Here is a 23,178-nt window from a genome sequence, read left to right as displayed (position 1 = left end):
AAAAAGGGCAGCCACATGGCTGCCCTTCTACATACTGGAGCGGGAGAAGAGTCTCGAACTCTCGACCTCAACCTTGGCAAGGTTGCGCTCTACCAACTGAGCTACTCCCGCTTGGAGTTCAAATTGTCTGGAGGCGAGGACGGGAGTCGAACCCGTCTACACGGCTTTGCAGGCCGCTGCATAACCGCTTTGCTACCTCGCCAGAGGAAACTATTACCTGAGACGGCAGCGGGTTACGCGCTGCGATCCGAAATTCTGGAGCGGGAGAAGAGTCTCGAACTCTCGACCTCAACCTTGGCAAGGTTGCGCTCTACCAACTGAGCTACTCCCGCATTGGAGTTACGTTTTTATTACTTTTTACCGCACCGGCCAGCTTCAGGGAAACTGGAGCGGGAGAAGAGTCTCGAACTCTCGACCTCAACCTTGGCAAGGTTGCGCTCTACCAACTGAGCTACTCCCGCATTGGAGTCCAACATCATAGCAGCAAGCTGCTCGTAATTCTAGTCCTACTTGCTACCGACACCACGCTGTCCAGAGAACTGGAGCGGGAGAAGAGTCTCGAACTCTCGACCTCAACCTTGGCAAGGTTGCGCTCTACCAACTGAGCTACTCCCGCGTCGTCATCAGCAACAACAGGCCAGCATTATAGAGTATCTGGGCAGGCTGTCAATGGTCAAAACTTTGCCCAACGAAAAAGATTGAATATTGTTTATCCCAAGCCAAGTCCTACAAGGTCCCGGCTTTTTCCTTGATCAGCGGCCAAGCCAGGCGCAGGTAGTAGAACATCGACCACACCGTCAGCACAGCCGCGATCTCCAGCAGGCGCGCGCCCCAGAACTGGGTGTCGACCGTGCCGAACAGCACGTCGTGGTACAGCAGTAGCGGGATCGCGGTCATTTGCGCGGTTGTTTTAATCTTGCCTAGCGAACTGACGGCGACCGATTTGGAGGCGCCGATCTGCGCCATCCATTCGCGCAACGCCGAGATGGCGATTTCCCGCCCGATAATGACGAACGACAGCACGGCGTTGGCGCGGTCGAGCTGCACCAGCACCAGCAAGGCCCCCGCCACCATCAATTTGTCGGCCACCGGATCGAGGAAGGCGCCAAAGGCCGAGGTCTGGTTCCAGCGGCGCGCCAGGAAACCGTCGAACCAGTCCGTGACGGCGGCGATGATGAACACCAGCGTAGCCGCCAGGTTTTGATCGGCCACCGGCAGCATCGTCGTCGGCAGATAGTAGACGCCCACCACCAGCGGAATCAGCGCGACGCGCAACCAGGTTAACAGTATCGGTATATTGAAAGGCATAGGTTCGAAAGAAGGTGCGGGTGTGATTGTTTTCGCTGTGACTATTTTGTTACGCGCCGCTAGTCTACCTTGCCCCCGCACATTAAACCAGCACGTTTGCCCCAGGCTTCACCAACCCGCCCCGCCGCTGCCGGCCCTAGTGCAGCTGGCGGTAGATTTCCTCGGCCAGCGCGCTGGAAATGCCTTCGACCTGTTTCAAGTCCTCGACGCTGGCGTTGACCACGCCGCGCAGGCCGCCGAAGCGCGCCAGCAGGCGCTGGCGGCGTTTGGCGCCGATGCCTTCGATCTCCTCCAGCCGCGAGGTCTGGCGCGTCTTGGCGCGCTTGGCGCGCATGCCGGTGATGGCGAAGCGGTGCGCCTCGTCGCGGATCAGCGCCACCAGCATCAGCGCCGCCGATTCCTTGCCCAGTTCCTGCGACGGCCTGCCGTCGACGAACATCAGCGTCTCCAGGCCGACACGGCGCCCCTCCCCCTTGGCCACGCCGACGATCAGGCTGATATCGAGTCCAAGTTCGGCAAACACCTGGCGCGCCATCTCGATCTGGCCCTTGCCGCCGTCGATCAGCACCACGTCGGGCATCACGCCGTCGCCGTTGGCCACCTTCTCGTAGCGGCGGAACAGCACCTGCCGCATCGCCGCGTAATCGTCGCCCGGCGTGATGTCGTTGATGTTGTAGCGGCGGTATTCGCCGTTCTGCATCTGGTGGTGATGGAATACCACGCACGAGGCTTGCGTCGCCTCGCCCTGCGTGTGCGAGATGTCGAAGCATTCGATGCGCAGCAGGTCGATATCCTCCGGCTCCAGCGCCAGCGCCTCGACCAGCGCGCGCGTGCGCGACTGCTGCGAGCCCTGCTCCGACAGCAGGCGCGCCAGCGAGATCTCGGCGCCCTTCTGCGCCAGTTCCAGCCACTTGCGGCGCTGGTCCTGCGGCTGGAAGATCAGGTTGATGCGGTGGCCGCACTGCTCCTGCAACGCCACCATCAGCGCCGGCTGGTCGAATTCGATATTCAGGATCAGCGTGCCGGGGATGAATTTCTCGGTGTAGTGCTGGACCAGAAAGGCGGCCAGCACCTCCACTTCGATCGGGTCCTCGGCGATGGCGGCGGCGTCGCCGATGTGGTTGGGGAAGTAGGCGCGGTCGCCCAGGTGGCGGCCGCCGCGCACCATCGCCAGGTTGACGCAGGCGCGCCCGCCCTGCACCAGCACGGCGATGATGTCGACGTCGGCGTCGCCGGTGGTTTCCATGCTTTGCTGGTGCAGCACGCGCGACAGCGACTGGATCTGGTTGCGCACCGACGCGGCCTGCTCGAATTTGAGGTCGGCGGCGTAGGCGTGCATTTTCCGCTCCAGGTCTTCCATCACTTCGCTCTGGCGTCCGCGCAGGAAGCGCGCGGCGTTTTCCACATCGACCTTGTAGTCTTCCTTGCTGATCAAATCCACGCACGGCCCGCTGCAACGGCCGATCTGGTGCAGCAGGCAGGGGCGCGTACGGTTCGAGTAGACGCTGTCCTCGCAGGTGCGGATCAGGAATACCTTCTGCAAAATCTGCATCGATTCCTTAACCGCCCAGGAACTGGGGAACGGGCCGAAATACTGGTTCTTCTTGTCGACCGCGCCGCGGTAGTAGACCATGCGAGGCGAGTCGCCGCCGGTGATCTTCAGGTACGGGTAAGATTTATCGTCGCGGAACAGGATGTTGAAGCGCGGCGCCAGCGCCTTGATCAGGTTATTTTCCAGGATCAGCGCCTCGGCCTCGCTGTGTGTGACCGTGGTTTCGAGCCGGGCGATGCGCTCGACCATCATGGCGATGCGCGGGCTGGCGATGTTCTTCTGGAAGTAGCTCGAGACGCGTTTTTTCAGGTCGCGCGCCTTGCCGACGTAGAGGACCTTGTCCTCGGCATCGAAATAGCGGTACACGCCCGGCAGATTGGGCAGCTTGGCCACGGTGGCCAGCACTTGCTCGCGCGGATCGGGCGCTTTTACGATCGGTGCGACTTCAGTCATTACGGGTCTCGGTGCGTCTCTCGGTGCTGTCTCAAATGGTTTGCTTATTGCTGCTGCTCGACAATGACGAAGGCGACGGCGTATTCCGCCTCGTCGCTGACCGTCACCTGTGTCGTCAGCTTGTTCTTGTCCATGAATTCCTTCAGTACGCCGCTGCACACGATCATCGGTTTGCCGCTCGGCGCGTTGAGCATTTGCGCGGCCGGCCACGTCATCGGCATGCGGATACCGAGGCCGATGGCCTTGGCGAAAGCCTCCTTGGCGGCGAAACGGGTGGCGACGAAACGGATGCCGCGCACGGGATTCTTGGCCTTGCGCGCCAGGTACTTCTCCATCTCCTGAGGCCCCAGTATCTTTTTGGCGAAACGGTCGCCATGGCGCGCCAAGGCCTCCTCGATACGCGGAATTTTGCAGATATCGGTGCCGATACCGTAAATCACCGCGCCCCCAGCCTGGTCGACACCATGATGGCCTTCATTTCGCGCACGGCGTTTTCCCAGCCGACGAACACCGAATGGGCGACGATGGCGTGGCCGATGTTCAGCTCCGCGATGTCCGGAATGGCGGCGATGGCCTGCACGTTGGAGTAGTGCAGACCGTGGCCGGCGTTGACCTTCAGTCCTTTGGAGACGCCAAACAGCACGCCGCGCTTGACCCGTTCCAGCTCGGCCGCCTGCTCGGCGCCCTCGGTGTCGGCATAGCGGCCGGTGTGCAGTTCGATCACCGGCGCGCCCGCTTCCACCGTGGCGGCGATCTGCGCTTCGTCGGCGTCGATGAACAGGCTGACGCGAATGCCCTCGGCCTGCAACTGCTTGACAGCCGCCTGCACCGCCTTGAAATGGGTGACGACATCGAGACCACCCTCGGTGGTGACCTCGGTGCGCTTTTCCGGCACCAGGCAGACATCGTGCGGCTTGATGCGGCAGGCGAAGTCGATCATCTCCTGCGTCACGGCGGCCTCCAGGTTCATACGGGTGAGCAGTTGCGGCGCGATGGCGATGACGTCGGCATCCTTGATGTGGCGGCGGTCTTCGCGCAAGTGCAGGGTGATGCAGTCGGCGCCGGCCTGCTCGGCCAGCAGCGCGGCGCGGATCGGGTCCGGATACATGGTGCCGCGCGCGTTGCGCAAAGTGGCAACGTGGTCGATATTCACGCCAAGGTCGATGATGGTGCCGGAAGGATGCAAGTAGCTCATTTGTCTTTACCGTTGAGGTTTATTGTGCGTTGTTATAACTGCGACAGGTCGATCAGTATCTGGCGCGTATTCAGCGGCGCGCCGCCCAGGTGGTGCGCCAGCAGGAAGCGCATCAGCTGCTTGCTCTGCGATTGGGTGGCCGCGTCCCGATAGTCTTCGCGCTCCATGTCGAGCAAAGTCTTGCCGGCCACGCGCGGCGACTGGTCGGACGCGCGCTCGGGACGCGGACCGCGCTCCGGATCGACCACATAGACCACGTCCGCCCGCACCGGCGCGCGCGTGGCGGTGCAGCGCGACAGGTCGGCGGACACCCCTGTTTCCTTAAGTAAGGCCCTTTCGAACTTTCGCAAGACGATGGGCGCAGGTTCGTTGTGCGCGAGCTGGTTCAGCGTGGCGACGTAATGGTCGAACAAGGCCGGATGGGCGTCGTCGCGCGCCAGCAGCTTGACCAGCAATTCGTTCAGGTAGAAGCCGCACAGCAGCGCGGTTTTCTCCAGCGGCAGCATGCCGCCCACCCACTCGGCGTCGGTCAAGGTGCGCAGTTCGGATTTGCCGACCCAGCTCGACGACAACGGCTGGAAGGTTTGCAGCACGCCGCGCAATTGCGAGTGCGGCCGCTTGGCGCCCTTGGCGATCAAGGCCACGCGGCCGAAGTCGCGCGTGAACAGATCGATGATCAGGCTGGTTTCTTTGTAGGGATAGCTGTGCAGGACGAAGGCCGGCTGGCCGGCGACCTTGGTGCCGAAGGTGCGCTCGCGCGACGGCGCGCGGGGACGCTTGGGGGAAGCTGCGGGAACGGCCGGGGTGGTCGGGGTTGCCGGGGTTGCGATGACGGGCGCCGACGCCGACGCAGGCGTTATGGCGGGCACTACGCCACGCTCCGCCACAGGCGCGGCCTGTCGCGGTTCGGCCGTGGAATCGGCGTCGGCCGCGGCGTCATGCGTGGTGTTGGACATCGGTCCTCTTTTATTCGTAGCCGTAGGCGCGCAGCCCCGCTTCGTTATCGGCCCAGCCGGATTTGACCTTGACCCAGATCTCCAGGTAGACAGGTCCGCCGAACAGCTTTTCCATGTCCAGCCGCGCCTGCGTCGACACTTCCTTCAGGCGCGCGCCCTTGTTACCGATGATCATGGACTTGTGCGTGTCGCGCTCGACCAGGATGGCGGCAAACACGCGGCGCAGGTCGCCCTCCTGCTCGAACTGCTCGATCAGCACGGTGCTGGTGTAAGGCAGCTCGTCGCCGACAAAGCGGAACAGTTTTTCGCGGACGATCTCGGAAGCGAGGAACTTCTCGCTGCGGTCGGTGATGTCGTCCGGTCCGAAGATCGGCTGGTTCTCCGGCAGGAACTTCTTGATCTCTTTTTCCAGGCCGTCGAGCTGGAAGCGCAGCTTGGCCGACACCGGCACGATGGCGGCGAAGTTGAACTTGGCCGCGACCTGCTGGGCGAACGGCAGCAATACCGCCTTGTCCTTGACCCTGTCGGACTTGTTGATCACCAGGATCACCGGCACTTCGGCCGGCAGCAGGTCCATCACTTGCTGGTCGGCCGGGCCGAAGGTGCCCGCCTCGATCACGTACAGGATCAGGTCCGACGAGATCAGCGTATTGGTGACGGTTTTGTTGAGCGTCTTGTTGAGCGCATTGGCATGGCGGGTTTGGAAGCCGGGCGTGTCGACGTAAATGAATTGCGCGTCGTCATGCGTCTGGATGCCGGTGATGCGGTGGCGCGTGGTCTGCGCCTTGCGCGACGTGATGCTGACCTTGGCGCCGATGAGCGTGTTCATCAGCGTCGATTTGCCCACGTTGGGGCGGCCGACAATGGCGATATAGCCACAACGGAAGTTGGCGGGGGTCGTTTCGGTAGTCATGCTATATCGCTTCAGAGTATGGTGTTGCGCTTCGTGTCATGCAGTGTTCAGCGGTTACTTGTTGGCCGCCTTGGCGGGCGCGGCCGCTGCCGCCGGCTCGCCGCCGGCCTCGCCCTGCACCGTGGCGATGCCGGCCAGCTTGAGCTGGGCGGCGCGCGGCTTGGCCTTGCGGCCGGCGGCCGGGGTCTTCAGCAACGCCTGTTCGGCCACTTCCAGCGCCAGCTTGGCGGCGGCCTGTTCGCCGGCGCGGCGGCTGCCGCCGCGTCCGTAGACCTGGATGCCCAGCTTGGGCACCAGGCATTCGATCTCGAATTCCTGGCTGTGCGCGGCGCCATGGGTGGCCACCACATTGTACAGCGGAAGCGAAATCTTCTTACTTTGCAGGAATTCCTGCAGCAAGGTCTTGGCGTCCTTGCCCAAGGTTTGCGGGTCGACGGTGTCGAGGATGGGGATGTAGAAGGCGCGGATCACGTCGCGCGCCGGGTTGAAGCCGCCATCGAGAAAAATGGCGCCCAGCAGCGCCTCGAGCGTGTCGGCCAGGATCGAAGGACGGCGGAAACCGCCGGACTTGAGCTCGCCCTCGCCCAGGCGCAGGAACTGCGACAGCTCCAGCTTCTGGGCGATTTCGTACAGAGACTGCTGCTTGACCAGGTTGGCGCGCAGGCGCGACAGGTCACCCTCGTCGATCGCCACGTAACGCTCGTACAGGATCGACGCCACCACGCAGTTAAGGATCGAATCGCCAAGGAACTCCAGCCGTTCGTTATGCAAACTGCTGTGGCTACGATGCGTCAAGGCCTGCTGCAGAAGGGCGGCATCCTGGAACGTATAGCCTAAACGGTTTTGCAATAACTGAAGATTCATTGTTTGATCGGTTCTGTGTGACGTCGTCTCGACGTTTAAATTAATCGGCTGGCTTTATTGATCGATTTTGGCGGTCGTCCCCGGCAGACCGGATTTGGCGGTCGTGCCCTGGTATTCGAGCAGCAGGCTGGCCGGTCCGACCAGCGGGATTTTCTTTTCGTAGGCGAAACTCACTTCCATCTCGCCGTTTTCCTTGCCGATGACCAGATCGTGGCTGTTGATCGAGCTGATGTATCCGGTCGTGGCGCTGGCGTCGAACGCCTTCTGGATTTCGACCACCGAATTGCCGCCGACCGCCTTGGCGGTGACGATGGCGTTCTGGATCGCCCGGTATTCGGTGTAGGTGGGCACGATCTTCAGCCCCAGCACGCCGATAAAGCCCAGTATGGCGAGGACCAGGATCAGTCCCACCAGAGAAATACCCTGTTGCCTGCGCTGTTTGCCGCAGCGACGAACTGATTGCATGTTAGTCCCTTTCGGTCCGCCCTGCGTCCACCAACCGGTTGCGGATTACTGGATGCTGCCGATGCGGCGCAGGTTACCCAGGTTCATCCAGACAAAGAATGCTTTTCCAACAATATTCTTATCAGGAACGAAGCCCCAGTAGCGGCTGTCGAGGCTGTTGTCGCGGTTATCACCCATCATGAAGTAGTTGCCTTTCGGAACTACACACGTGAAGCTGTCATAGGTGTAGGTGCACGACTCTTCCTTCAACGGGAACTGCTGCACTTCGGCCGGGTTCAGGGTCGGCGCGCGCTCGTTGTTCAGAATGCGGTGCGTGACGCCGGTCAGGCCTTCCTGATACTGCTTGTTGTACACCAGGCGTTCATCGTCCAGGTAATCGTCCAGCGCGGTGTACTTCACTTCCACGCCGTTGACCGTCAAACGCTTGTTTGCATACGTGATCTTATCACCCGGCACGCCGACCACGCGCTTGATGTAATCCTGGCTCATGTCGCGTGGGTATTTGAACACCATCACGTCGCCGCGCTGCGGATCGTTGATCTGGATGACTTTCTTGTTGAGCACAGGCAGGCGGATGCCGTAGGTGAACTTGTTCACCAGGATCAAATCGCCCACCAGCAGGGTCGGCACCATCGACGACGACGGGATCTTGAACGGCTCGTACAGGAACGAGCGCAGGAAGAACACCAGCGCGATGACCGGGAAGAAGCTGCCCGAGTACTCGATCCACACCGGCTGGCGCAGGATGCCGGCCTCGATCGCGGCGCGGTTGCCGGTGTTGTCGACCTTGATGCCATCGGCGGTCAGCTTGGCGTTGCGCGCGTCGTACTCGGCCAGCGCGCGGTTGGCGGCGGCACGGCGCTGCTTGGCCAGGTAGAACACGTCCAGGAACCAGATCACGCCCGTGATCACCATCAGCACGAACAGGATTAAAGCGAAGTTACCTAAGATCACTTGCAGGTTCATTTATCGTCCACTTGTAAGATTGCCAGGAATGCTTCTTGTGGAATCTCGACCGAGCCCACTTGTTTCATGCGTTTTTTACCGGCTTTTTGCTTTTCCAACAGTTTCTTCTTACGGCTGATGTCGCCGCCGTAGCACTTGGCCAGCACGTTCTTGCGCAAGGCCTTGACGTTTTCACGCGAGATCACGTTGACACCGATGGCGGCCTGGATCGCCACGTCGAACATCTGGCGCGGGATCAGTTCGCGCATCTTGGCGGCCACCTGGCGGCCGCGATAGGCCGAGTTGGAGCGGTGGACGATGATGGCCAGCGCGTCGACCTTCTCGCCGTTGATCAGCATGTCGACCTTGACGACGTCGGAGGCGCGGTATTCCTTGAACTCATAGTCCATCGAGGCGTAGCCGCGCGAAGTCGACTTCAGCTTGTCGAAGAAATCGAGCACGATCTCGCCCATCGGCATCTCGTACACCAGCTTGACCTGGCGGCCGTGGTAAGCCATGTCCATCTGGACGCCGCGCTTGCCGATACACAAGGTGATCACCGAGCCGACGTATTCTTGCGGCATGTACAGGTTGACCGTGACGATCGGTTCGCGGATCTCGTTGATCTTGGTCGGCTCCGGCATCTTCGATGGATTGTCCACCTTGAGGATGCTGTTGTCGCGCATGACGACCTCGTACACCACGGTCGGCGCCGTGGTGATCAGGTCCATGTCGAATTCGCGCTCCAGGCGTTCCTGGACGATTTCCATGTGCAACAGGCCGAGGAAGCCGCAGCGGAAGCCGAAGCCCAGCGCCTGCGACACTTCCGGCTCGTACATCAGCGCGGCGTCGTTCAATTTGAGCTTTTCCAGCGAGTCGCGCAGCGCGTCGTACTGGTTGGCCTCGACCGGGAACAGGCCGGCGAACACCTGCGGCTGGACTTCCTTGAAGCCCGGCAGCGGCGCGGCGGCCGGACGGTTGGCCAGGGTGACGGTGTCGCCCACCTTGGCGGCCTTCAATTCCTTGATGCCGGCGATGATGAAGCCCACCTGGCCGGCCGACAACTGCGGCAGCGAGACCGAGCGCGGCGCGAAGATGCCGACGTCCTCGACCAGCTGCAGCGAGTCGGTCGCCATCAGTTTGATCTTGTCTTTTGGTTTCAAGGTGCCGTTGATCACGCGCACCAGCATGACGACGCCGACGTACGGGTCGTACCAGGAATCGACGATCAGCGCCTGCAGCGGCGCGTCCGGGTCGCCCTTCGGCGGCGGGACTTTGGCGATGATCGACTCGAGCACGTCTTCGACGCCGAGACCGGTCTTGGCCGAGCAATGGACGGCGTCGCCCGCTTCGATGCCGATGACGTCTTCGATTTCGGCGATCGCGTTCGGCGGATCGGCGTTCGGCAAGTCGATCTTGTTGAGCACCGGCACCACTTCGACGCCCAGGTCGAGCGCGGTGTAGCAGTTGGCCACGGTCTGGGCTTCCACGCCTTGCGAGGCGTCGACCACCAGCAGCGCGCCTTCGCAGGCCGACAGCGAACGCGAGACTTCGTACGAGAAGTCGACGTGGCCGGGCGTGTCGATCAGGTTCAGGTTGTAGACCACGCCGTCGCGCGCCTTGTATTGCAGCGCGGCGGTTTGCGCCTTGATCGTGATGCCGCGTTCGCGCTCCAGATCCATCGAATCGAGCACCTGCGACTCCATCTCGCGGTCGGACAAGCCGCCGCACAATTGAATGATGCGGTCTGCCAGGGTCGATTTACCGTGGTCGATGTGGGCGATGATGGAAAAATTGCGTATGTTGTTCATTAACAAATATTCAAAAACGGGAGTGAGACGACGGGCGCGCGTGGAAGTTACATCCTGTGCGCAATACAAAAAAAGCGCTCCGAGCGGGGCTGGAATGCCCTGGCGAGCGCCTAATGTAGCTAACCCCGCATTTTACCGGATTTCAGAGGGGAAAGGCCGACTTCTGCACTGCGACATGGTTTTGCTTATTTATTGAGCAATGCCAACACGCGGGGCTCGTCGAGGAAGTAGTGGCACAGCTCGGGTTGGGACAGGTCGGCGTACAGCACGGGCACCAGCTCGTCGAAACGGGCCAGCAGCGTGGCATCGTCCGAGGTGTCGATGTCGACAACGTCGACGGTGAACGGGCGCGACGGCGTTTGCAAACGCAGCAAAGCGTCGAGCATGTCCTGGCACAGGTGGCAATAGCCGCGGGAATAGAGGGTGAAGTGCATCGTGATGAAAGCTCCAGCCCGTCCCCCGGCGACGTCGCGCCAAGGTGACGGGCGGCGCCGCCGCTTACTTCTCTTTTGCGGCTGCGCTTGGACGCAACGAGATAAACTGCGTTGCCTCGCCACGGCGCACCAGCAGCACCGACGGCTTCTTCGGATCGAGCTTGGCCACCAGCGCGTTGAACTGCTTGGCGTCCTTGATCTCGCTGTTATTGAGTTGCAGCACGATGTCGCCCTCCTGCAGGCGCGAGGCCACGCCTTCGGCCGATTCCACCGCCACACCGCCGCTCACGCCCAGCGTTTTCTTCTGGTCCGCCGTCAGGTCGCTGACGACCAGGCCCAGCGCGTTCGGCTTGCCTGCCACCTCCGGCTCGGCCTGCTCACCCTTGCCCTTGCCTTTGCCTTTGGAAGCCTTGGCGCCCTTCTCCGGCTCCAGCTCGGCCACCACCACCGGCAGGTCGATCTGCGCGCCTTTGCGCCACACCGTCACGGTCGCCTTGCTGTTGATGGCGGTGCCGCCCACCAGACGCGGCAGATCCGACGAGCGGGTCACCGGCGCGCCGTTGAATTTCAGGATGATGTCGCCCGACTTGATGCCGGCCTTGTCGGCGGGACCACCCGGCTCGACCAGCGACACTTCGGCGCCTTGCGCGGTTTTCAAGCCCAGCGATTCGGCCACTTCCTTGCTCACTTCGCCGATCTGCACGCCGATGCGTCCGCGCGTGACCTTGCCGGACTTCTTCAATTGCTCGGAGACGCGGATCGCCTCGTCGATCGGCACCGCGAACGAGATGCCGTTGTAGGCGCCGGACAAGGTGGCGATCTGCGAGTTGATGCCGATGACTTCGCCACGCATATTGATCAGCGGGCCGCCCGAGTTGCCGGGATTGACGGCGACGTCGCTCTGGATCAGCGCCAGGTAGTCGCCGGTGTCGCGCTGCTTGGCCGAAATGATGCCGGCGGTGACGGTGTTTTCCAGGTTGAACGGGGAGCCGATGGCGATCACCCATTCGCCGACGCGGATCTTGTCCGAGTCGCCCATCACCAGGAACGGCAGCTTGTCGCCTTCGATCTTCAGCACGGCAACGTCGGTGCGGGCGTCGGCGCCCAGCACCTTGGCCTTGAACTCGCGCTTGTCGGTCAGCGTGACGAACACTTCGTCGGCGCCCTCGACCACGTGGGCGTTGGTCATCACATAGCCGTCGGCCGACAGGATGAAGCCCGAGCCGACGCCGCGCTGGACCGGCTCCTCGGGCGCCTGGCGGCGTCCGCGCGGATTGCCCCGGCCCGGGGGAACGGCCTTGCCGCCGGGGCCTGGCTGAGGGATGGCGCCGCCAAAGAAGCGGCGCAGGAATTCCTGCATTTCCTCGTCGCCGAGTTCTTCGCCGCGACCGCCCTGCTTCATCACTTCCGTGGTGCGGATATTGACCACCGCCGGGCCGACCTTGTCGACCAGATCGGCGAAATCAGGCAAGCCCAGCACGGCGCCGGTGACCGGCGCGGCCGCAGTGGCGGGCGCCATGCCCAGTAGCGCCGGAGACATCCATACGCTTGCGCCGACCAACAGCGCGGAAAGAGTTTTACCACCAGCAGTGAAATTATTTTTCATGGAAAGTATCGGTCTCTATAAAGTTCTTGGATGCGTTTAACCACCGGTCGGCGCCAGGCGTCACCGGTGGTTAGCATACATGGTAAGCGAAAAGTCGCCCGCCAGCTTGCGCGAAGTTATTATAAGAGTATGTGACGACTGCTGGCTTAAGCGAGAATTACGGCGGAATTACGCCACTGTCACGGAAGGATAACGTCGGCGCGCGACTCGGGCAGATCTTCGGACGGCTGGCCGGCGTCGAACGGCGGCGCCGCCGGATCGCTGACGCCGGATGTGAACGGCGATAACTCGTGGGCCGGCTCGGCCGCCAGGCGCTGGGCCAGCGCCGCGCTGAATCCGTCGCTGAGGGTGCCGTCGGCCTGGTCGCGCAGCACGTCGCCGGTCAGGTGGTAAGCGCGCCAGGCCGCCTGCCCGTCCGCCGTGTCGAGGGCGGCGAATGCCAGCTCCCGTTCGTTGTGCGGCAGCTCACCGTCGGCCAGCGCCGAGATGTTTTCGTGCAGTCTTTTCTGGGTTTCCATCGCGTATCCCGCCATCTTAAAACACATCCACCCCGGTGCCGCCTAGTCGGCACTTGCTGGACGCCAACAACTGTTGCCATCATTACTGCCTTACCAGCGCTTGTCAATCGGCATGTCCAGTAAAGGCTTCAATTTTTCGGCGATGACTTCGCGTGCACGGAAGATGCGACTGCGGACCGTGCCAATCGGACACGCCATGATGTCTGAAATCTCCTCATAGCTCAATCCTTCGATCTCGCGCAAGGCAATCGCGGTGCGCAAATCAACCGGCAAGGCATCCATGGCCGCATTGACCGTCTGCGCGATCTGTTTGCTGGCCAGCATGGATTCCGGCGTGTTGATGTCGCGCAGATGCTCGCCATCGTTAAAGGCCTCCGCTTGTTCCGCATCCGCTTCGGTCGACGTGGGCGTACGGCGGCCCTGCGTCGCCAGGAAGTTCTTGGCGGTATTGATGCCGATGCGGTACAACCACGTGTAGAAGGCGGAGTCGCCGCGAAAATGCCGCAACGCCCGGTACGCCTTGATAAACGTCTCTTGTACCACATCTTCGGCCTCGGCCGGGTCGTGCACGATACGTGACAGCAAGCGCATCAGGCGGCGTTGATACTTCGCCACCAGCATATCAAACGCCTGCTTGTCACCGGCCCGGACCCGGTCGACCAGCACCTGGTCACATTCACGTTCTGTCGTCACTCCTGCATTCCTCAGTGGCCTGCAGCATCGCCAAATCTCATAGTCATATATGCTATAGAGTTAGCCCGCTGCAAGAAGTTCACAGTGTTGGCGTTTTTATTTCAGTGCGTCCAGCAACGGCACGGCACGCCAGCGATAGCGCACGCAGCTCGGGCCGCGTTACACCATCGGGCAGCACCAGCACCCACCGCACCCTGCCGTCATCGCCACCCAGGCGTAACAACAACATGCCCGGCCACAAGGTCGACCCATCGAGCAGGCGCAAGGCCGTCCCTGGCTGTTGGTATACCGCCAGCCGCAAGCGGCCGACACCCGATATATCAAGCTGCAGCGCGATACCGCAGGGACGTCCCATCACCCAGCCGAACACGCCGGCCAAGACACACAGCAGCGGCGCCAGCACGCCCGGACAGACAGCGCCCGACATCGTCACGCAACTACACAGACCGGCATGCAAAAGACGCAAGCCGGCCGACGGGCGAAGGATGACGGACACCGCAATCGACATGACGGCAGCACCACAAAACGCTTACACAAAAAATAGGGGGAAACAACACAGCTTGGAAGCGCCAGCAAAGGCTGGGCAATTCTGGCGCTGGCGAATGCCAGCGCCGAATCCACGCTCACTTTGGTTGGACCAGGTGAGCTCGGATTTAGTTCAACGCGGAGTCAAACTTTTTTACACTTTACCGAACAGCAGGCTGCCGTTGGTGCCGCCGAACCCGAAGGAGTTCTTCAGCGCGTACTCGATCTTGATCGGACGGGCGACGTTGGCGCAGAAGTCCAGGTCGCAGGCGGGGTCCTGGTTGAAGATGTTGATGGTCGGTGGCGAGACCTGATGGTGCATCGCCAGAACCGTAAACACCGCTTCCAGACCGCCGGCGCCGCCCAGCAGGTGGCCGGTCAACGACTTGGTCGAGTTGACCACCAGCTTTTTGGCGTGGTCGCCGAAGGTGCGCTTGATGCCCTGCACCTCGGCCACGTCGCCCTGCGGCGTCGAGGTGCCGTGCGCGTTCACATACTGCACCTGGTCGGGGTTGACACCGGCGTTGCGCAACGCGGCTTGCGCCGACTTGCTGCCGCCGGCGCCGTCTTCCAACGGCGAGGTCATGTGATAGGCGTCGGCGCTCATGCCAAAGCCCAGCAGTTCGGCGTAGATCGTCGCCCCGCGCGCCTTGGCGTGCTCGTACTCTTCGAGCACCATGACGCCGGCGCCCTCGCCCAGCACGAAGCCGTCGCGGTCCGTATCCCATGGACGGGACGCGGTCGCCGGATCGTCGTTGCGCGACGACAGCGCCTTGGCCGAGGCGAAACCGCCCAGGCCCAGCGGCGAAATGGTCGATTCCGCGCCGCCGGCCACCATCACGTCGGCATCGCCGTACTCGATCAGACGAGCGGCGGCGCCGATGCAGTGCAGGCCGGTGGTGCAGGCCGTCACGATCGACAGGTTAGGGCCACGCATGCCGTACTTGATCGACAGGTTACCGGAGATCATGTTGATGATCGACGCTGGCACGAAGAACGGGGAGATACGGCGCGGACCGCGCTTGTCGTAGTCTTCCTTCTGCTCTTCGATCATCGGCAGGCCGCCGATGCCGGAACCGATGATGACGCCGATGCGGTCGGCGTTCTCTTCGGTCACGACCACGCCGGAATCCTGCACGGCCTGGATGCCGGCCGCCATGCCGTAATGGATAAACGTATCCATATGGCGGGCTTCCTTGGCCGAGATGTAGTCTTCAATATTGAAGCCTTTGACTTCACCGGCAAAACGGGTACTGAAAGCTTGCGCGTCAAACTTGGTGATGGTGGCAATACCGGACTTACCCTCGAGCGCCGCCGCCCACGTGTCGGCAACATTGTTGCCGATCGGGGAAACGGCGCCAAGGCCGGTAATGACAACACGACGGTTTTTAGAACCTCTCAAGCGATTCTCCTAAAGTCGATCGGGCGGTAAATCAGGCCTTGACGTGTGCAGTAGCGTAGTCGATCGCTTGCTGTACGGTCGTGATCTTTTCAGCCTGTTCGTCAGGGATTTCCATTTCGAATTCATCTTCCAGGGCCATCACCAGCTCGACGGTGTCCAGCGAGTCAGCGCCCAGGTCGTCGACGAACGAGGATTCGATCTTGATGTCTGCTTCGGCGACGCCCAGTTGCTCAGCGACGATTTTCTTAACGCGTTGTTCGATATCCGACATGTTATGGCTCCATTTGTTTGTTACGGAAAGCGCGCATTTTATCAGGTTTGCGCACTGAAAAACTAATTTCGATGTCTGCCGCTAATTTACTGCAAACTCTTTCGAAATCACTGGTAAAAGACGGGAATCGGTATTTTATTACCGACGAAACCCATCAATTCATGTACATACCGCCGTTCACGTGCAGGGTGGTACCGGTAATATATGCCGCTTGCGGCGAGGCCAGGAACGCCACCGCCGCGGCGATGTCCTCCGGCTTGCCCAGGCGCGCCAGCGGAATCTGCGTCAGCAGCGCCGCGTGTTGCTCTTCGCCCAGGGCCTTGGTCATGTCGGTATCGATGAAGCCCGGCGCCACACTGTTGACGGTGATATTGCGGCTGCCGATCTCGCGCGCCAGCGCGCGGCCCATGCCCTCGACGCCGGCCTTGGCGGCGGCGTAATTCATCTGGCCTGGATTGCCCGACGACGCCACGACCGAAGTGATGTTAATAATACGCCCAGTTTTCGCTTTCATCATGCCGCGCAGTACAGCGCGCGACAAACGGCCGACCGAGGTCAGGTTGGTGGCGATGACGCTGTCCCATTCCTCGTCCTTCATGCGCATGGCCAGCTGGTCCTGCGTGATGCCGGCGTTGTTGACCAGGATGCCGACGGCGCCGAAGGTTTTGGCGATCTCGTCGATGACGGCGGCGCAGCGCTCGGCGTCGGTCACGTTCAGCACCAAGCCCTTGCCCGCCTCCGCGCCGAACTCGGCCAGGTAGGCGCTGATCGCCTCCGCGCCCGCCTCGGTGGTGGCGGTGCCGATCACGCGCGCGCCCTGGCGGGCCAGCTCTTGCGCGATGGCCTTGCCGATGCCGCGCGATGCGCCCGTGACCAGAGCGACTTGATTTGCTAAATTCATGGTTGTCCTTCTACGTAAATAACGAGTGTGCGATTGTTTGACTGCCGCGACCGGATTACTTGAGCGAGGTCAAGATGCGGTCCAGCGCAGCCTGGTCGGTGATGGCGTCGCCCAGCAGGGCGGCATCGATGCGTTTGGTCAGGCCCATCAGCACCTTGCCCGGACCGCATTCGACCACCTGGGTGATGCCTTCGGCGGCGATTTTTTGCATCGTCTCGACCCAGCGCACCGGCGCGGCGGCCTGGCGCACCAGCGCATCCTTGATGGCGGCCGGATCGTTGAGCACGGCCACGTCGACGTTGTTGATCAGCGCGATTTGCGGCGCCGAGAAATTCAGGTCGGCCATGTAGTCGCGCAGGCGGTCCGAGGCTGGCTTGAGCAGCGACGAGTGGAACGGCGCCGACACCGGCAGCTTCATGGCGCGCTTGGCGCCCTTGGCCTTGGCGATCTCGCAGGCGCGCTCGACGGCGGCCGTTTCACCGGCGATCACAACCTGGGCCGGCGCGTTGAAGTTGACCGCCTCAACCACCGAACCCGGCGTGGCGGCGACCGCTTGGGCGCAGGCGGCGCGGACGTCGTCGTCCGACAGGCCCAGCACCACGGCCATCGTACCCTGCCCGACCGGCACGGCTTCCTGCATCGCTTGCGCGCGGAAGCGCACCAGCGGCACCGCGTCCTTGAACGCGATCACGCCGGCGGCGACCAGCGCCGAGTACTCACCCAGGCTGTGCCCGGCCACAATCGACGGCACCGGGCCGCCGGCGGCGATCCACGCGCGGTAGGTGGCGACGGCGGCGGTCAGCATGACCGGCTGGGTGTTGGTGGTCAGGTCCAGCTCTTCCTTCGGACCTTCGGCCATCAGTTTGCCCAGGTCGAAGTTCAACGCGTCCGATGCCTCGGCGATGGTCTGCGCCACCACCGGGTTGCCGGCAAAGCCGTCCATCATCGCGATCGCCTGCGAACCCTGGCCTGGAAATACAAAAGCAAATTTAGTCATCACACATCCATCTCGTTAATTTACGTGATCCCGTGGTCACGCTAACACGGCCTCATGACGATGCCACTACCGCCGGGCTCGTTAGAACTCTAATTCTAATTCAATCAAAACTTGGCAAGTCCTAGCGGGCAAGCAGGTCATCAGTCAACCTCGCCAGGACGGCGCCCCACGTAAAGCCGCCGCCAACACCTTCCATCAAGATGTTCTGGCCCTTCCGGATGCGGCCATCGCGCACCGCGACATCCAACGCCAGCGGAATCGACGCGGCCGACGTATTGCCATGCTGATCGACGGTCACCACCATCTTCTCCAGCGGCAAACCGAGCTTCTTGGCGGTACTGTTCATGATGCGGATATTGGCCTGGTGCGGAATCAGCCAGTCGATCTGGTCCTGCGCCATATCGGCTTTTTCCAGCGCCTCGTGCGCCACCTTCTCCAGCACCGACACGGCCAGCTTGAACACCGCCGGGCCGTCCATGTACAGGTAGGCCTCGCCGGCCACCGCGCCGCCGAACGAATCGGGCATGCACAGGATGCCGGAATGGCGGCCGTCCGCATGCAGCGCGGTCGCCAAAATGCCCGGCTCCTGCGACGCGGTCAGCACCACGGCGCCGGCGCCGTCGCCGAACAGCACGCAAGTGGTGCGGTCGTTGAAATCGAGGATGCGCGAGAACACTTCCGAGCCGATCACCAGCACGTTCTTGTTCATGCCGGCACGGATGAAGGCGTCGGCGGTGGACATCGCATAGACGAAGCCGCTGCAGACGGCCTGCACATCGACGGCCGCGCCGTTGTTGGTGATGCCCAGCTTTTGCTGGACGATGCAGGCGGTGCTCGGGAAGCTGCCGAAGAAGTCCGGCGTCGAACTGGCCAGCACGATCAGATCGATATCGTTGGGCTGCAAGCCGGCCATGTCGAGCGCGCGCTGGGCGGCCTTGACGGCCAGGTCGGACGACTTTTCGCCCGGCTCGGCAAAGTGGCGCGCCGAGATGCCGCTGCGGCTGACGATCCACTCGTCCGAGGTCTCGATGCCCTTGGCGGCGAGTTGATCGGTCAGATCCTGATTAGTGACACGCCGCTCAGGCAGGTAGCTGCCGGTGCCGATTATTTTGCTGTACAAAGTCATGCCGTCCACCATCCACTAAATAGTTGAGCTTGGAACTTCCGGGGTTTCCGTGTTGCGTGGCATGAGTTCGGCGATTAACGTCGAAATGTGCGGCAACACATCATTTTTTGCAGCATCATACGCCCGCTTGATCGCCCACTCGAAAGAATATGCGTCGGCGCCGCCATGGCTCTTGAACACCAGGCCGCGCAAACCGAGCAGGCTGGCGCCGTTATAGCGCGACGGCGACAGGCGGCTTTTGATGTTGTTCAGGGCCCCGCGACCGAGCAGAGCGCTCAGTATCGTCAGCGGATTGCGTTTGAATTCGGTCTTGACGGTGTCGGCGAAAAAGCGTGCCACGCCCTCCACCGCCTTCAGGGTAACGTTGCCGACGAAGCCGTCGCAGACGACGATATCGGTGGTGCCCTTGAAGATGTCGTTGCCCTCCACGTTGCCGTAGAAGTTCAGCGCGCCGCGCTCGTGGTCGGCCTGCAGCAGCTTGCTGGTGGCCTTGACAACGTCGTTGCCTTTGATGTCCTCGGTGCCGACGTTGAGCAGGCCCAGGGTCGGGCGCGGGATGCTTTCCATCGCCGACACCAGCACCGAACCCATGATGGCGAACTGGTGCAAGTGGTGCGGTTCGCAATCGACGTTGGCGCCCAGGTCGAGCATGTAAGTCGGGCCGCCCTTTTGGTTCGGCATGATGCTGCAGATGGCTGGACGGTCGACCCCGGTCATGGTCTTGAGCACGTAGCGGGCCACCGCCATCAGCGCCCCGGTGTTGCCGGCCGAGACGCACGCCTGGGCGCTGCCGCCCTTGACCTGCTCGATGGCGACGCGCATCGACGAATCCTTCTTGCGGCGCAGCGCCACTTCAAGCGGATCGTCCATGGTGACTTGTTCGGATGCATGCACGACGGACAGGCGCGGATGCGCGTCGGCGTGATGTTTTTTCAATTCTGCGCGGATAACGTCTTCCAAACCGACCAATATCAGTTCAGCCTCGGGTTCGCGTTTGACGAAGGAAATAGCTGCGGGGATGGTGACCGATGGACCGTGATCTCCGCCCATGCAGTCGATAGAAATTTTGATTGTCATTGTTTTGATTCAGTACCACGCTCCAGCCCTTGTCTGGGCAAGCTGCGGCAAGCGGCGGACCACTGAAATCCAGGTCTACGCGTTTCAAAATGACGGTGTGCAAAAGAGGATTGCAGCCGATGAAAAAAGAAAAAGCGATGCTTCATAAGACAGCACCGCCTATTTCCGGGTCCAGCAAAAGCGTCGATTACTCGTCGTTTTTGGTTTTCAGGACTTTACGGCCACGATAAAAGCCGTTAGGGCTGATGTGGTGACGCAGGTGGGTTTCACCGGTGGTTGGCTCGATACCCAGTTGTGGAGCAACCAGGAAATCGTGCGAACGGTGCATACCGCGCTTCGAAGGGGACTTCTTGTTCTGTTGAACTGCCATGTTAATGACTCCTAATACATAAGTTCTAAAATTTTAACACATTCGACCAGCAAATACATGCGAATCGAGTATCCTGCCGGCAAAACGGAACCGGCATAGTTAAACTGAGATTTACTACATTGCCCTACTGACTTGCCATACTCGACTACAACACGTGCGTGGCACGTACTTTACGTACTACTTGTTCTGTACTACTTGTTCGGTACTTATTCGGATTTGAGGCCCTTGAGGGCGTCGAACGGCGAGATCTTCTCGCTTTTCGCCTTGTCCAGCAGGGCGTTATCGGGGCAGACATCATGTTTCGGCGTATGCGGCAAGGCCAGCAGCGCTTCGTCTTCCACCAGATCCGCCACCGACATGGTGCGGCTACCGACGATCACGTCGATGCTCTCGTCGTCGATCATTTCTTCGATTTCATCCGCCTGCTGATCATCCTTACCCAGCATCAACAGCGTCGACGAATCGATGGTGTGAGCGTATGGGGTCAGGCAGCGCTGGCAAACCAATTGCACGGTGCCGGAAACAGACAGCTTCATTTGCGGGAAGCCCATCTTGCCGGTGCCGCCTTCGACCTTCCAGGTGATGGTGCCCGAGTTGTCGGCACAATCCTTGGTCAGGCGGGTCATTTCGGCAACAGGCGTCACGCCTTGCTGGCTGCCGTTGTTCCGACAAAACTCAAAAGCGTCGATGACAATAGCATTCATTACAGAAAATTCCCCGGAAAACCTGCGATAATAACAGGGTTTCCCGCACCAAGTCAAAGCCTGCGCGGCTTTTTCCCGTTTTTCGTCTTTTTCCGTCGCGCTTCAAGCCGGCGACAGAGCATATAACATTCCCCCTATGACATCAAGCGCAACCGCTCAAATCGCCCCACAACGACTCGTTTTAGCCTCCAGTTCGGCCTACCGCAAGGAATTATTATCACGGCTACAACTGCCGTTCGAGGTGGCCGTGCCCGATATCGACGAGACGCCCCTGCCCGGCGAAACGCCCAGCGCCACCGCGCTGCGCCTGGCGCGTGAAAAGGCTGCCGCCGTGGCCGCCAAGCTGCCCGGCTGCATCGTCATCGGCTCCGACCAGGTCGCCACGTTGGACGAGCAGCAGATCGGCAAGCCGGGCAACCACGCCAACGCGCTGGCGCAGCTGCAAACCATGCGCGGGCGCGAAGTGGTGTTCCACACCGCGCTGTGCGTCTGGGACGGCCGCGCCGCCGATCCGGCAGCCGCCGCGCAGGTGGAGGACATTCGCACAATCGTGAAGTTCCGCGACCTGCCGGACGCCGAGCTCGACGCCTACCTGCGCATCGAGCAGCCGTACGACTGCGCCGGCAGCGCCAAGAACGAAGCGCTCGGTATCGCCATCCTCGAACGCATCGACAGCAGCGACCCGACCGCCCTCACCGGCTTGCCTTTGATCGCGCTGACAGGCATGCTGCGCAAGATTGGCGTTTCCTTTTTCAACACTCAAACAAATAACAGCTAGATTTTTATGGCCGGCACCCTCTTTTTAATACCGAACACCCTGGGCGAGACTGAAGCGCTCTCCTCCGTCCTGCCCGAGCAGGTACAACAGATCACGTCGCAGCTGGATTACTTCGTCGCGGAGAACGCCAAGACCGCGCGCGCCTTCCTCAAGCTGGTCAATGCCAACCATGCGCTGGCCAAGCCGCTGCAAGAGATCACCATTTCCGAATTGAACGTCAACACGCCTGCGGCCGCGCTGGCCGGACTGCTGGCGCCGCTGCTGGCGGGCCGCGATGGCGGACTGGTGTCGGAGGCCGGCGTGCCGGCGGTGGCCGATCCGGGCGCCGACCTGGTGCGGTTGGCGCATCAGCACAATATCCCGGTGCGGCCGCTGGTCGGACCGTCGTCGCTGTTGCTGGCCGTGATGGCGAGCGGCCTGAACGGCCAGAGTTTCGCCTTCAACGGCTATCTGCCGACAGACGCCGCGCAACGCGCCGCACGCATCAAGGAGCTGGAAACGCGCTCGCGCAAGGAAAAGCAGACGCAGCTGTTTATCGAAACGCCCTACCGCAACGCCGCGATGCTGGAAGCGCTGGTGGCCTCCTGCTCGCCATCGACCCTGGTGTGCGTCGCGACCGACCTGAGTCTGGCGTCGGAAACGATCGGCACGATGACGGCGGCGCAATGGAAAAGCGCCAAGGCGCCGGATTTCCACAAGAAGCCGACAGTTTTCCTGCTGCTGGCGCAATAACTGAAATCGCCAGGTAGGGATAAGGAAATAGCTGGCGACACACAAGATAGGCATGGGCAGAAATATCGAGGACATCATCAAGAGCCTACCGGCTGACCGCCAAGCCAAAATTGCCGATATTTCCGAGAAAAAAATCGCAGAAATGCTGACCTACGCCTCCACCCTCGCCGATTTTCGTAAAGCCGTTGGAAAGACCCAGGCGGACGTAGCCAAGAAGCTAGGTATCAATCAGAACGCTGTGTCGCAACTCGAAACCCGCACCGATACCTATCTTTCGACGCTGCGACGATATTTGAAGTCACTCGGGATGACGCTTGAGTTATCGGTCGTTGCCAAAGACGGATCACGCATCGATTTACCAAACTTTCTTCCGTGGGACGATGTAACCCCTGACGCGCGACCGCCTACCGTTTCTGCAAAGACGGCCGCCCGGGGCGCAAAAGCGGCAGCACCGTCAGCTTTAAATGGCACGCGAAAGCTTGCTATCGCCCCAAAAGCGACAGCCAAAGCCACCCCGACAAAAAAGCCGGTTGCCCCGTCCAAGCTTGGATCCAAGGCCTCATCGTCATAAACGCCGATGCG

The 23,178-nt window shown here is 61.4% G+C and carries 26 protein-coding genes and 5 tRNA genes; 3 read left to right on the top strand and 28 right to left on the bottom strand.

Going from position 1 to position 23,178, the window contains the following annotated elements; all coding sequences use genetic code 11:
* Window positions 1-35: 35 nt before the first annotated feature.
* From ACZ0BA_RS03800 to ACZ0BA_RS03665, 28 genes are all read right to left on the bottom strand, one after another.
* Window positions 36-111 (bottom strand) — tRNA-Gly (locus tag ACZ0BA_RS03800).
* A gap of 17 nt (window positions 112-128) precedes the next feature.
* Window positions 129-202, bottom strand: a tRNA-Cys gene (locus ACZ0BA_RS03795).
* Window positions 203-256: 54 nt separating this feature from the next.
* Window positions 257-332: transfer RNA gene (locus tag ACZ0BA_RS03790), tRNA-Gly, on the bottom strand.
* A 53-nt stretch (window positions 333-385) separates the two neighbouring features.
* A tRNA-Gly gene (locus tag ACZ0BA_RS03785) sits at window positions 386-461 on the bottom strand.
* 79 nt (window positions 462-540) lie between these two features.
* Window positions 541-616, bottom strand: a tRNA-Gly gene (locus ACZ0BA_RS03780).
* A 110-nt stretch (window positions 617-726) separates the two neighbouring features.
* Window positions 727-1,308, bottom strand: a complete 582-nt coding sequence (pgsA, locus tag ACZ0BA_RS03775) for a CDP-diacylglycerol--glycerol-3-phosphate 3-phosphatidyltransferase (protein ID WP_463450003.1) — start codon at window positions 1,306-1,308, stop codon at window positions 727-729.
* Window positions 1,309-1,444: 136 nt separating this feature from the next.
* A complete protein-coding gene (gene uvrC, locus ACZ0BA_RS03770) occupies window positions 1,445-3,313 on the bottom strand; it encodes an excinuclease ABC subunit UvrC (protein ID WP_463450002.1) in 1,869 nt (622 codons plus the stop codon).
* Window positions 3,314-3,357: 44 nt separating this feature from the next.
* Window positions 3,358-3,753 (bottom strand): holo-ACP synthase, encoded by a 396-nt coding sequence (gene acpS, locus ACZ0BA_RS03765; protein WP_090314272.1) that lies wholly within the window; start codon window positions 3,751-3,753, stop codon window positions 3,358-3,360.
* Window positions 3,750-4,508 (bottom strand): pyridoxine 5'-phosphate synthase, encoded by a 759-nt coding sequence (gene pdxJ, locus ACZ0BA_RS03760; protein ID WP_463450001.1) that lies wholly within the window; start codon window positions 4,506-4,508, stop codon window positions 3,750-3,752. The genes acpS and pdxJ overlap by 4 nt, the downstream gene beginning before the upstream one ends.
* A gap of 32 nt (window positions 4,509-4,540) precedes the next feature.
* Entirely contained in the window at window positions 4,541-5,464 is a 924-nt protein-coding gene (gene recO, locus ACZ0BA_RS03755) for a DNA repair protein RecO (protein ID WP_463450000.1), read from the bottom strand.
* A gap of 10 nt (window positions 5,465-5,474) precedes the next feature.
* The gene (gene era / locus ACZ0BA_RS03750) at window positions 5,475-6,377 is read right to left on the bottom strand and encodes a GTPase Era (protein WP_463449999.1); all 903 of its coding nucleotides are present in this window, start codon (window positions 6,375-6,377) and stop codon (window positions 5,475-5,477) included.
* A 54-nt stretch (window positions 6,378-6,431) separates the two neighbouring features.
* Window positions 6,432-7,241 carry a ribonuclease III gene (rnc, locus tag ACZ0BA_RS03745; protein WP_463449998.1) on the bottom strand — a complete coding sequence of 270 codons (810 nt, stop codon included), beginning with the start codon at window positions 7,239-7,241 and terminating at the stop codon, window positions 6,432-6,434.
* A gap of 54 nt (window positions 7,242-7,295) precedes the next feature.
* Window positions 7,296-7,706 (bottom strand): DUF4845 domain-containing protein, encoded by a 411-nt coding sequence (locus ACZ0BA_RS03740; RefSeq protein WP_463449997.1) that lies wholly within the window; start codon window positions 7,704-7,706, stop codon window positions 7,296-7,298.
* A 45-nt stretch (window positions 7,707-7,751) separates the two neighbouring features.
* On the bottom strand, window positions 7,752-8,672 hold the full coding sequence (gene lepB / locus ACZ0BA_RS03735) for a signal peptidase I (RefSeq protein WP_463449996.1): 921 nt from the start codon (window positions 8,670-8,672) through the stop codon (window positions 7,752-7,754).
* Window positions 8,669-10,462, bottom strand: coding sequence for a translation elongation factor 4 (gene lepA / locus ACZ0BA_RS03730; RefSeq protein ID WP_463449995.1), 1,794 nt, complete (start codon window positions 10,460-10,462; stop codon window positions 8,669-8,671). Before lepA ends, lepB begins: the two co-directional genes overlap by 4 nt.
* A gap of 185 nt (window positions 10,463-10,647) precedes the next feature.
* Window positions 10,648-10,896 carry a glutaredoxin family protein gene (locus ACZ0BA_RS03725; RefSeq protein WP_463449994.1) on the bottom strand — a complete coding sequence of 83 codons (249 nt, stop codon included), beginning with the start codon at window positions 10,894-10,896 and terminating at the stop codon, window positions 10,648-10,650.
* 64 nt (window positions 10,897-10,960) lie between these two features.
* Window positions 10,961-12,502, bottom strand: a complete 1,542-nt coding sequence (locus tag ACZ0BA_RS03720) for a Do family serine endopeptidase (RefSeq protein ID WP_463449993.1) — start codon at window positions 12,500-12,502, stop codon at window positions 10,961-10,963.
* A 179-nt stretch (window positions 12,503-12,681) separates the two neighbouring features.
* Window positions 12,682-13,020, bottom strand: a complete 339-nt coding sequence (locus ACZ0BA_RS03715; protein WP_463449992.1) for a sigma-E factor negative regulatory protein — start codon at window positions 13,018-13,020, stop codon at window positions 12,682-12,684.
* Between the two features lie 90 nt (window positions 13,021-13,110).
* Window positions 13,111-13,713, bottom strand: coding sequence for an RNA polymerase sigma factor RpoE (gene rpoE / locus ACZ0BA_RS03710; RefSeq protein WP_463449991.1), 603 nt, complete (start codon window positions 13,711-13,713; stop codon window positions 13,111-13,113).
* 79 nt (window positions 13,714-13,792) lie between these two features.
* Complete coding sequence (locus ACZ0BA_RS03705; protein WP_463449990.1) at window positions 13,793-14,209, bottom strand: hypothetical protein; 417 nt, start codon at window positions 14,207-14,209, stop codon at window positions 13,793-13,795.
* Between the two features lie 183 nt (window positions 14,210-14,392).
* Window positions 14,393-15,640, bottom strand: a complete 1,248-nt coding sequence (fabF, locus tag ACZ0BA_RS03700; RefSeq protein WP_463449989.1) for a beta-ketoacyl-ACP synthase II — start codon at window positions 15,638-15,640, stop codon at window positions 14,393-14,395.
* Window positions 15,641-15,671: 31 nt separating this feature from the next.
* A complete protein-coding gene (gene acpP, locus ACZ0BA_RS03695; protein ID WP_008449912.1) occupies window positions 15,672-15,911 on the bottom strand; it encodes an acyl carrier protein in 240 nt (79 codons plus the stop codon).
* A 154-nt stretch (window positions 15,912-16,065) separates the two neighbouring features.
* A complete protein-coding gene (gene fabG, locus ACZ0BA_RS03690; protein ID WP_463449988.1) occupies window positions 16,066-16,812 on the bottom strand; it encodes a 3-oxoacyl-ACP reductase FabG in 747 nt (248 codons plus the stop codon).
* Between the two features lie 55 nt (window positions 16,813-16,867).
* Window positions 16,868-17,809 carry an ACP S-malonyltransferase gene (gene fabD, locus ACZ0BA_RS03685; protein WP_463449987.1) on the bottom strand — a complete coding sequence of 314 codons (942 nt, stop codon included), beginning with the start codon at window positions 17,807-17,809 and terminating at the stop codon, window positions 16,868-16,870.
* 121 nt (window positions 17,810-17,930) lie between these two features.
* Window positions 17,931-18,935 carry a beta-ketoacyl-ACP synthase III gene (locus tag ACZ0BA_RS03680; protein ID WP_463449986.1) on the bottom strand — a complete coding sequence of 335 codons (1,005 nt, stop codon included), beginning with the start codon at window positions 18,933-18,935 and terminating at the stop codon, window positions 17,931-17,933.
* Between the two features lie 15 nt (window positions 18,936-18,950).
* A complete protein-coding gene (plsX, locus tag ACZ0BA_RS03675; RefSeq protein WP_463449985.1) occupies window positions 18,951-20,012 on the bottom strand; it encodes a phosphate acyltransferase PlsX in 1,062 nt (353 codons plus the stop codon).
* A gap of 187 nt (window positions 20,013-20,199) precedes the next feature.
* Window positions 20,200-20,382 carry a 50S ribosomal protein L32 gene (gene rpmF, locus ACZ0BA_RS03670; RefSeq protein WP_008449924.1) on the bottom strand — a complete coding sequence of 61 codons (183 nt, stop codon included), beginning with the start codon at window positions 20,380-20,382 and terminating at the stop codon, window positions 20,200-20,202.
* Between the two features lie 206 nt (window positions 20,383-20,588).
* Window positions 20,589-21,086, bottom strand: a complete 498-nt coding sequence (locus ACZ0BA_RS03665) for a YceD family protein (protein ID WP_463449984.1) — start codon at window positions 21,084-21,086, stop codon at window positions 20,589-20,591.
* 136 nt (window positions 21,087-21,222) lie between these two features.
* Here ACZ0BA_RS03665 and ACZ0BA_RS03660 point away from each other — a divergent pair, with 136 nt between their 5' ends.
* From ACZ0BA_RS03660 to ACZ0BA_RS03650, 3 genes are read left to right on the top strand one after another with little or no spacing between them, the layout of a single operon-like run.
* Window positions 21,223-21,864, top strand: coding sequence for a Maf-like protein (locus ACZ0BA_RS03660; protein ID WP_463449983.1), 642 nt, complete (start codon window positions 21,223-21,225; stop codon window positions 21,862-21,864).
* A gap of 6 nt (window positions 21,865-21,870) precedes the next feature.
* Entirely contained in the window at window positions 21,871-22,596 is a 726-nt protein-coding gene (locus tag ACZ0BA_RS03655; protein WP_463449982.1) for an SAM-dependent methyltransferase, read from the top strand.
* A gap of 52 nt (window positions 22,597-22,648) precedes the next feature.
* Window positions 22,649-23,167 (top strand): XRE family transcriptional regulator, encoded by a 519-nt coding sequence (locus ACZ0BA_RS03650; protein WP_463449981.1) that lies wholly within the window; start codon window positions 22,649-22,651, stop codon window positions 23,165-23,167.
* The last annotated feature ends 11 nt before the right edge of the window (window positions 23,168-23,178 follow it).

This window comes from Duganella sp. AC917, from assembly GCF_979258245.1.
This window is presented reverse-complemented; position numbering and strand designations above follow the sequence as displayed.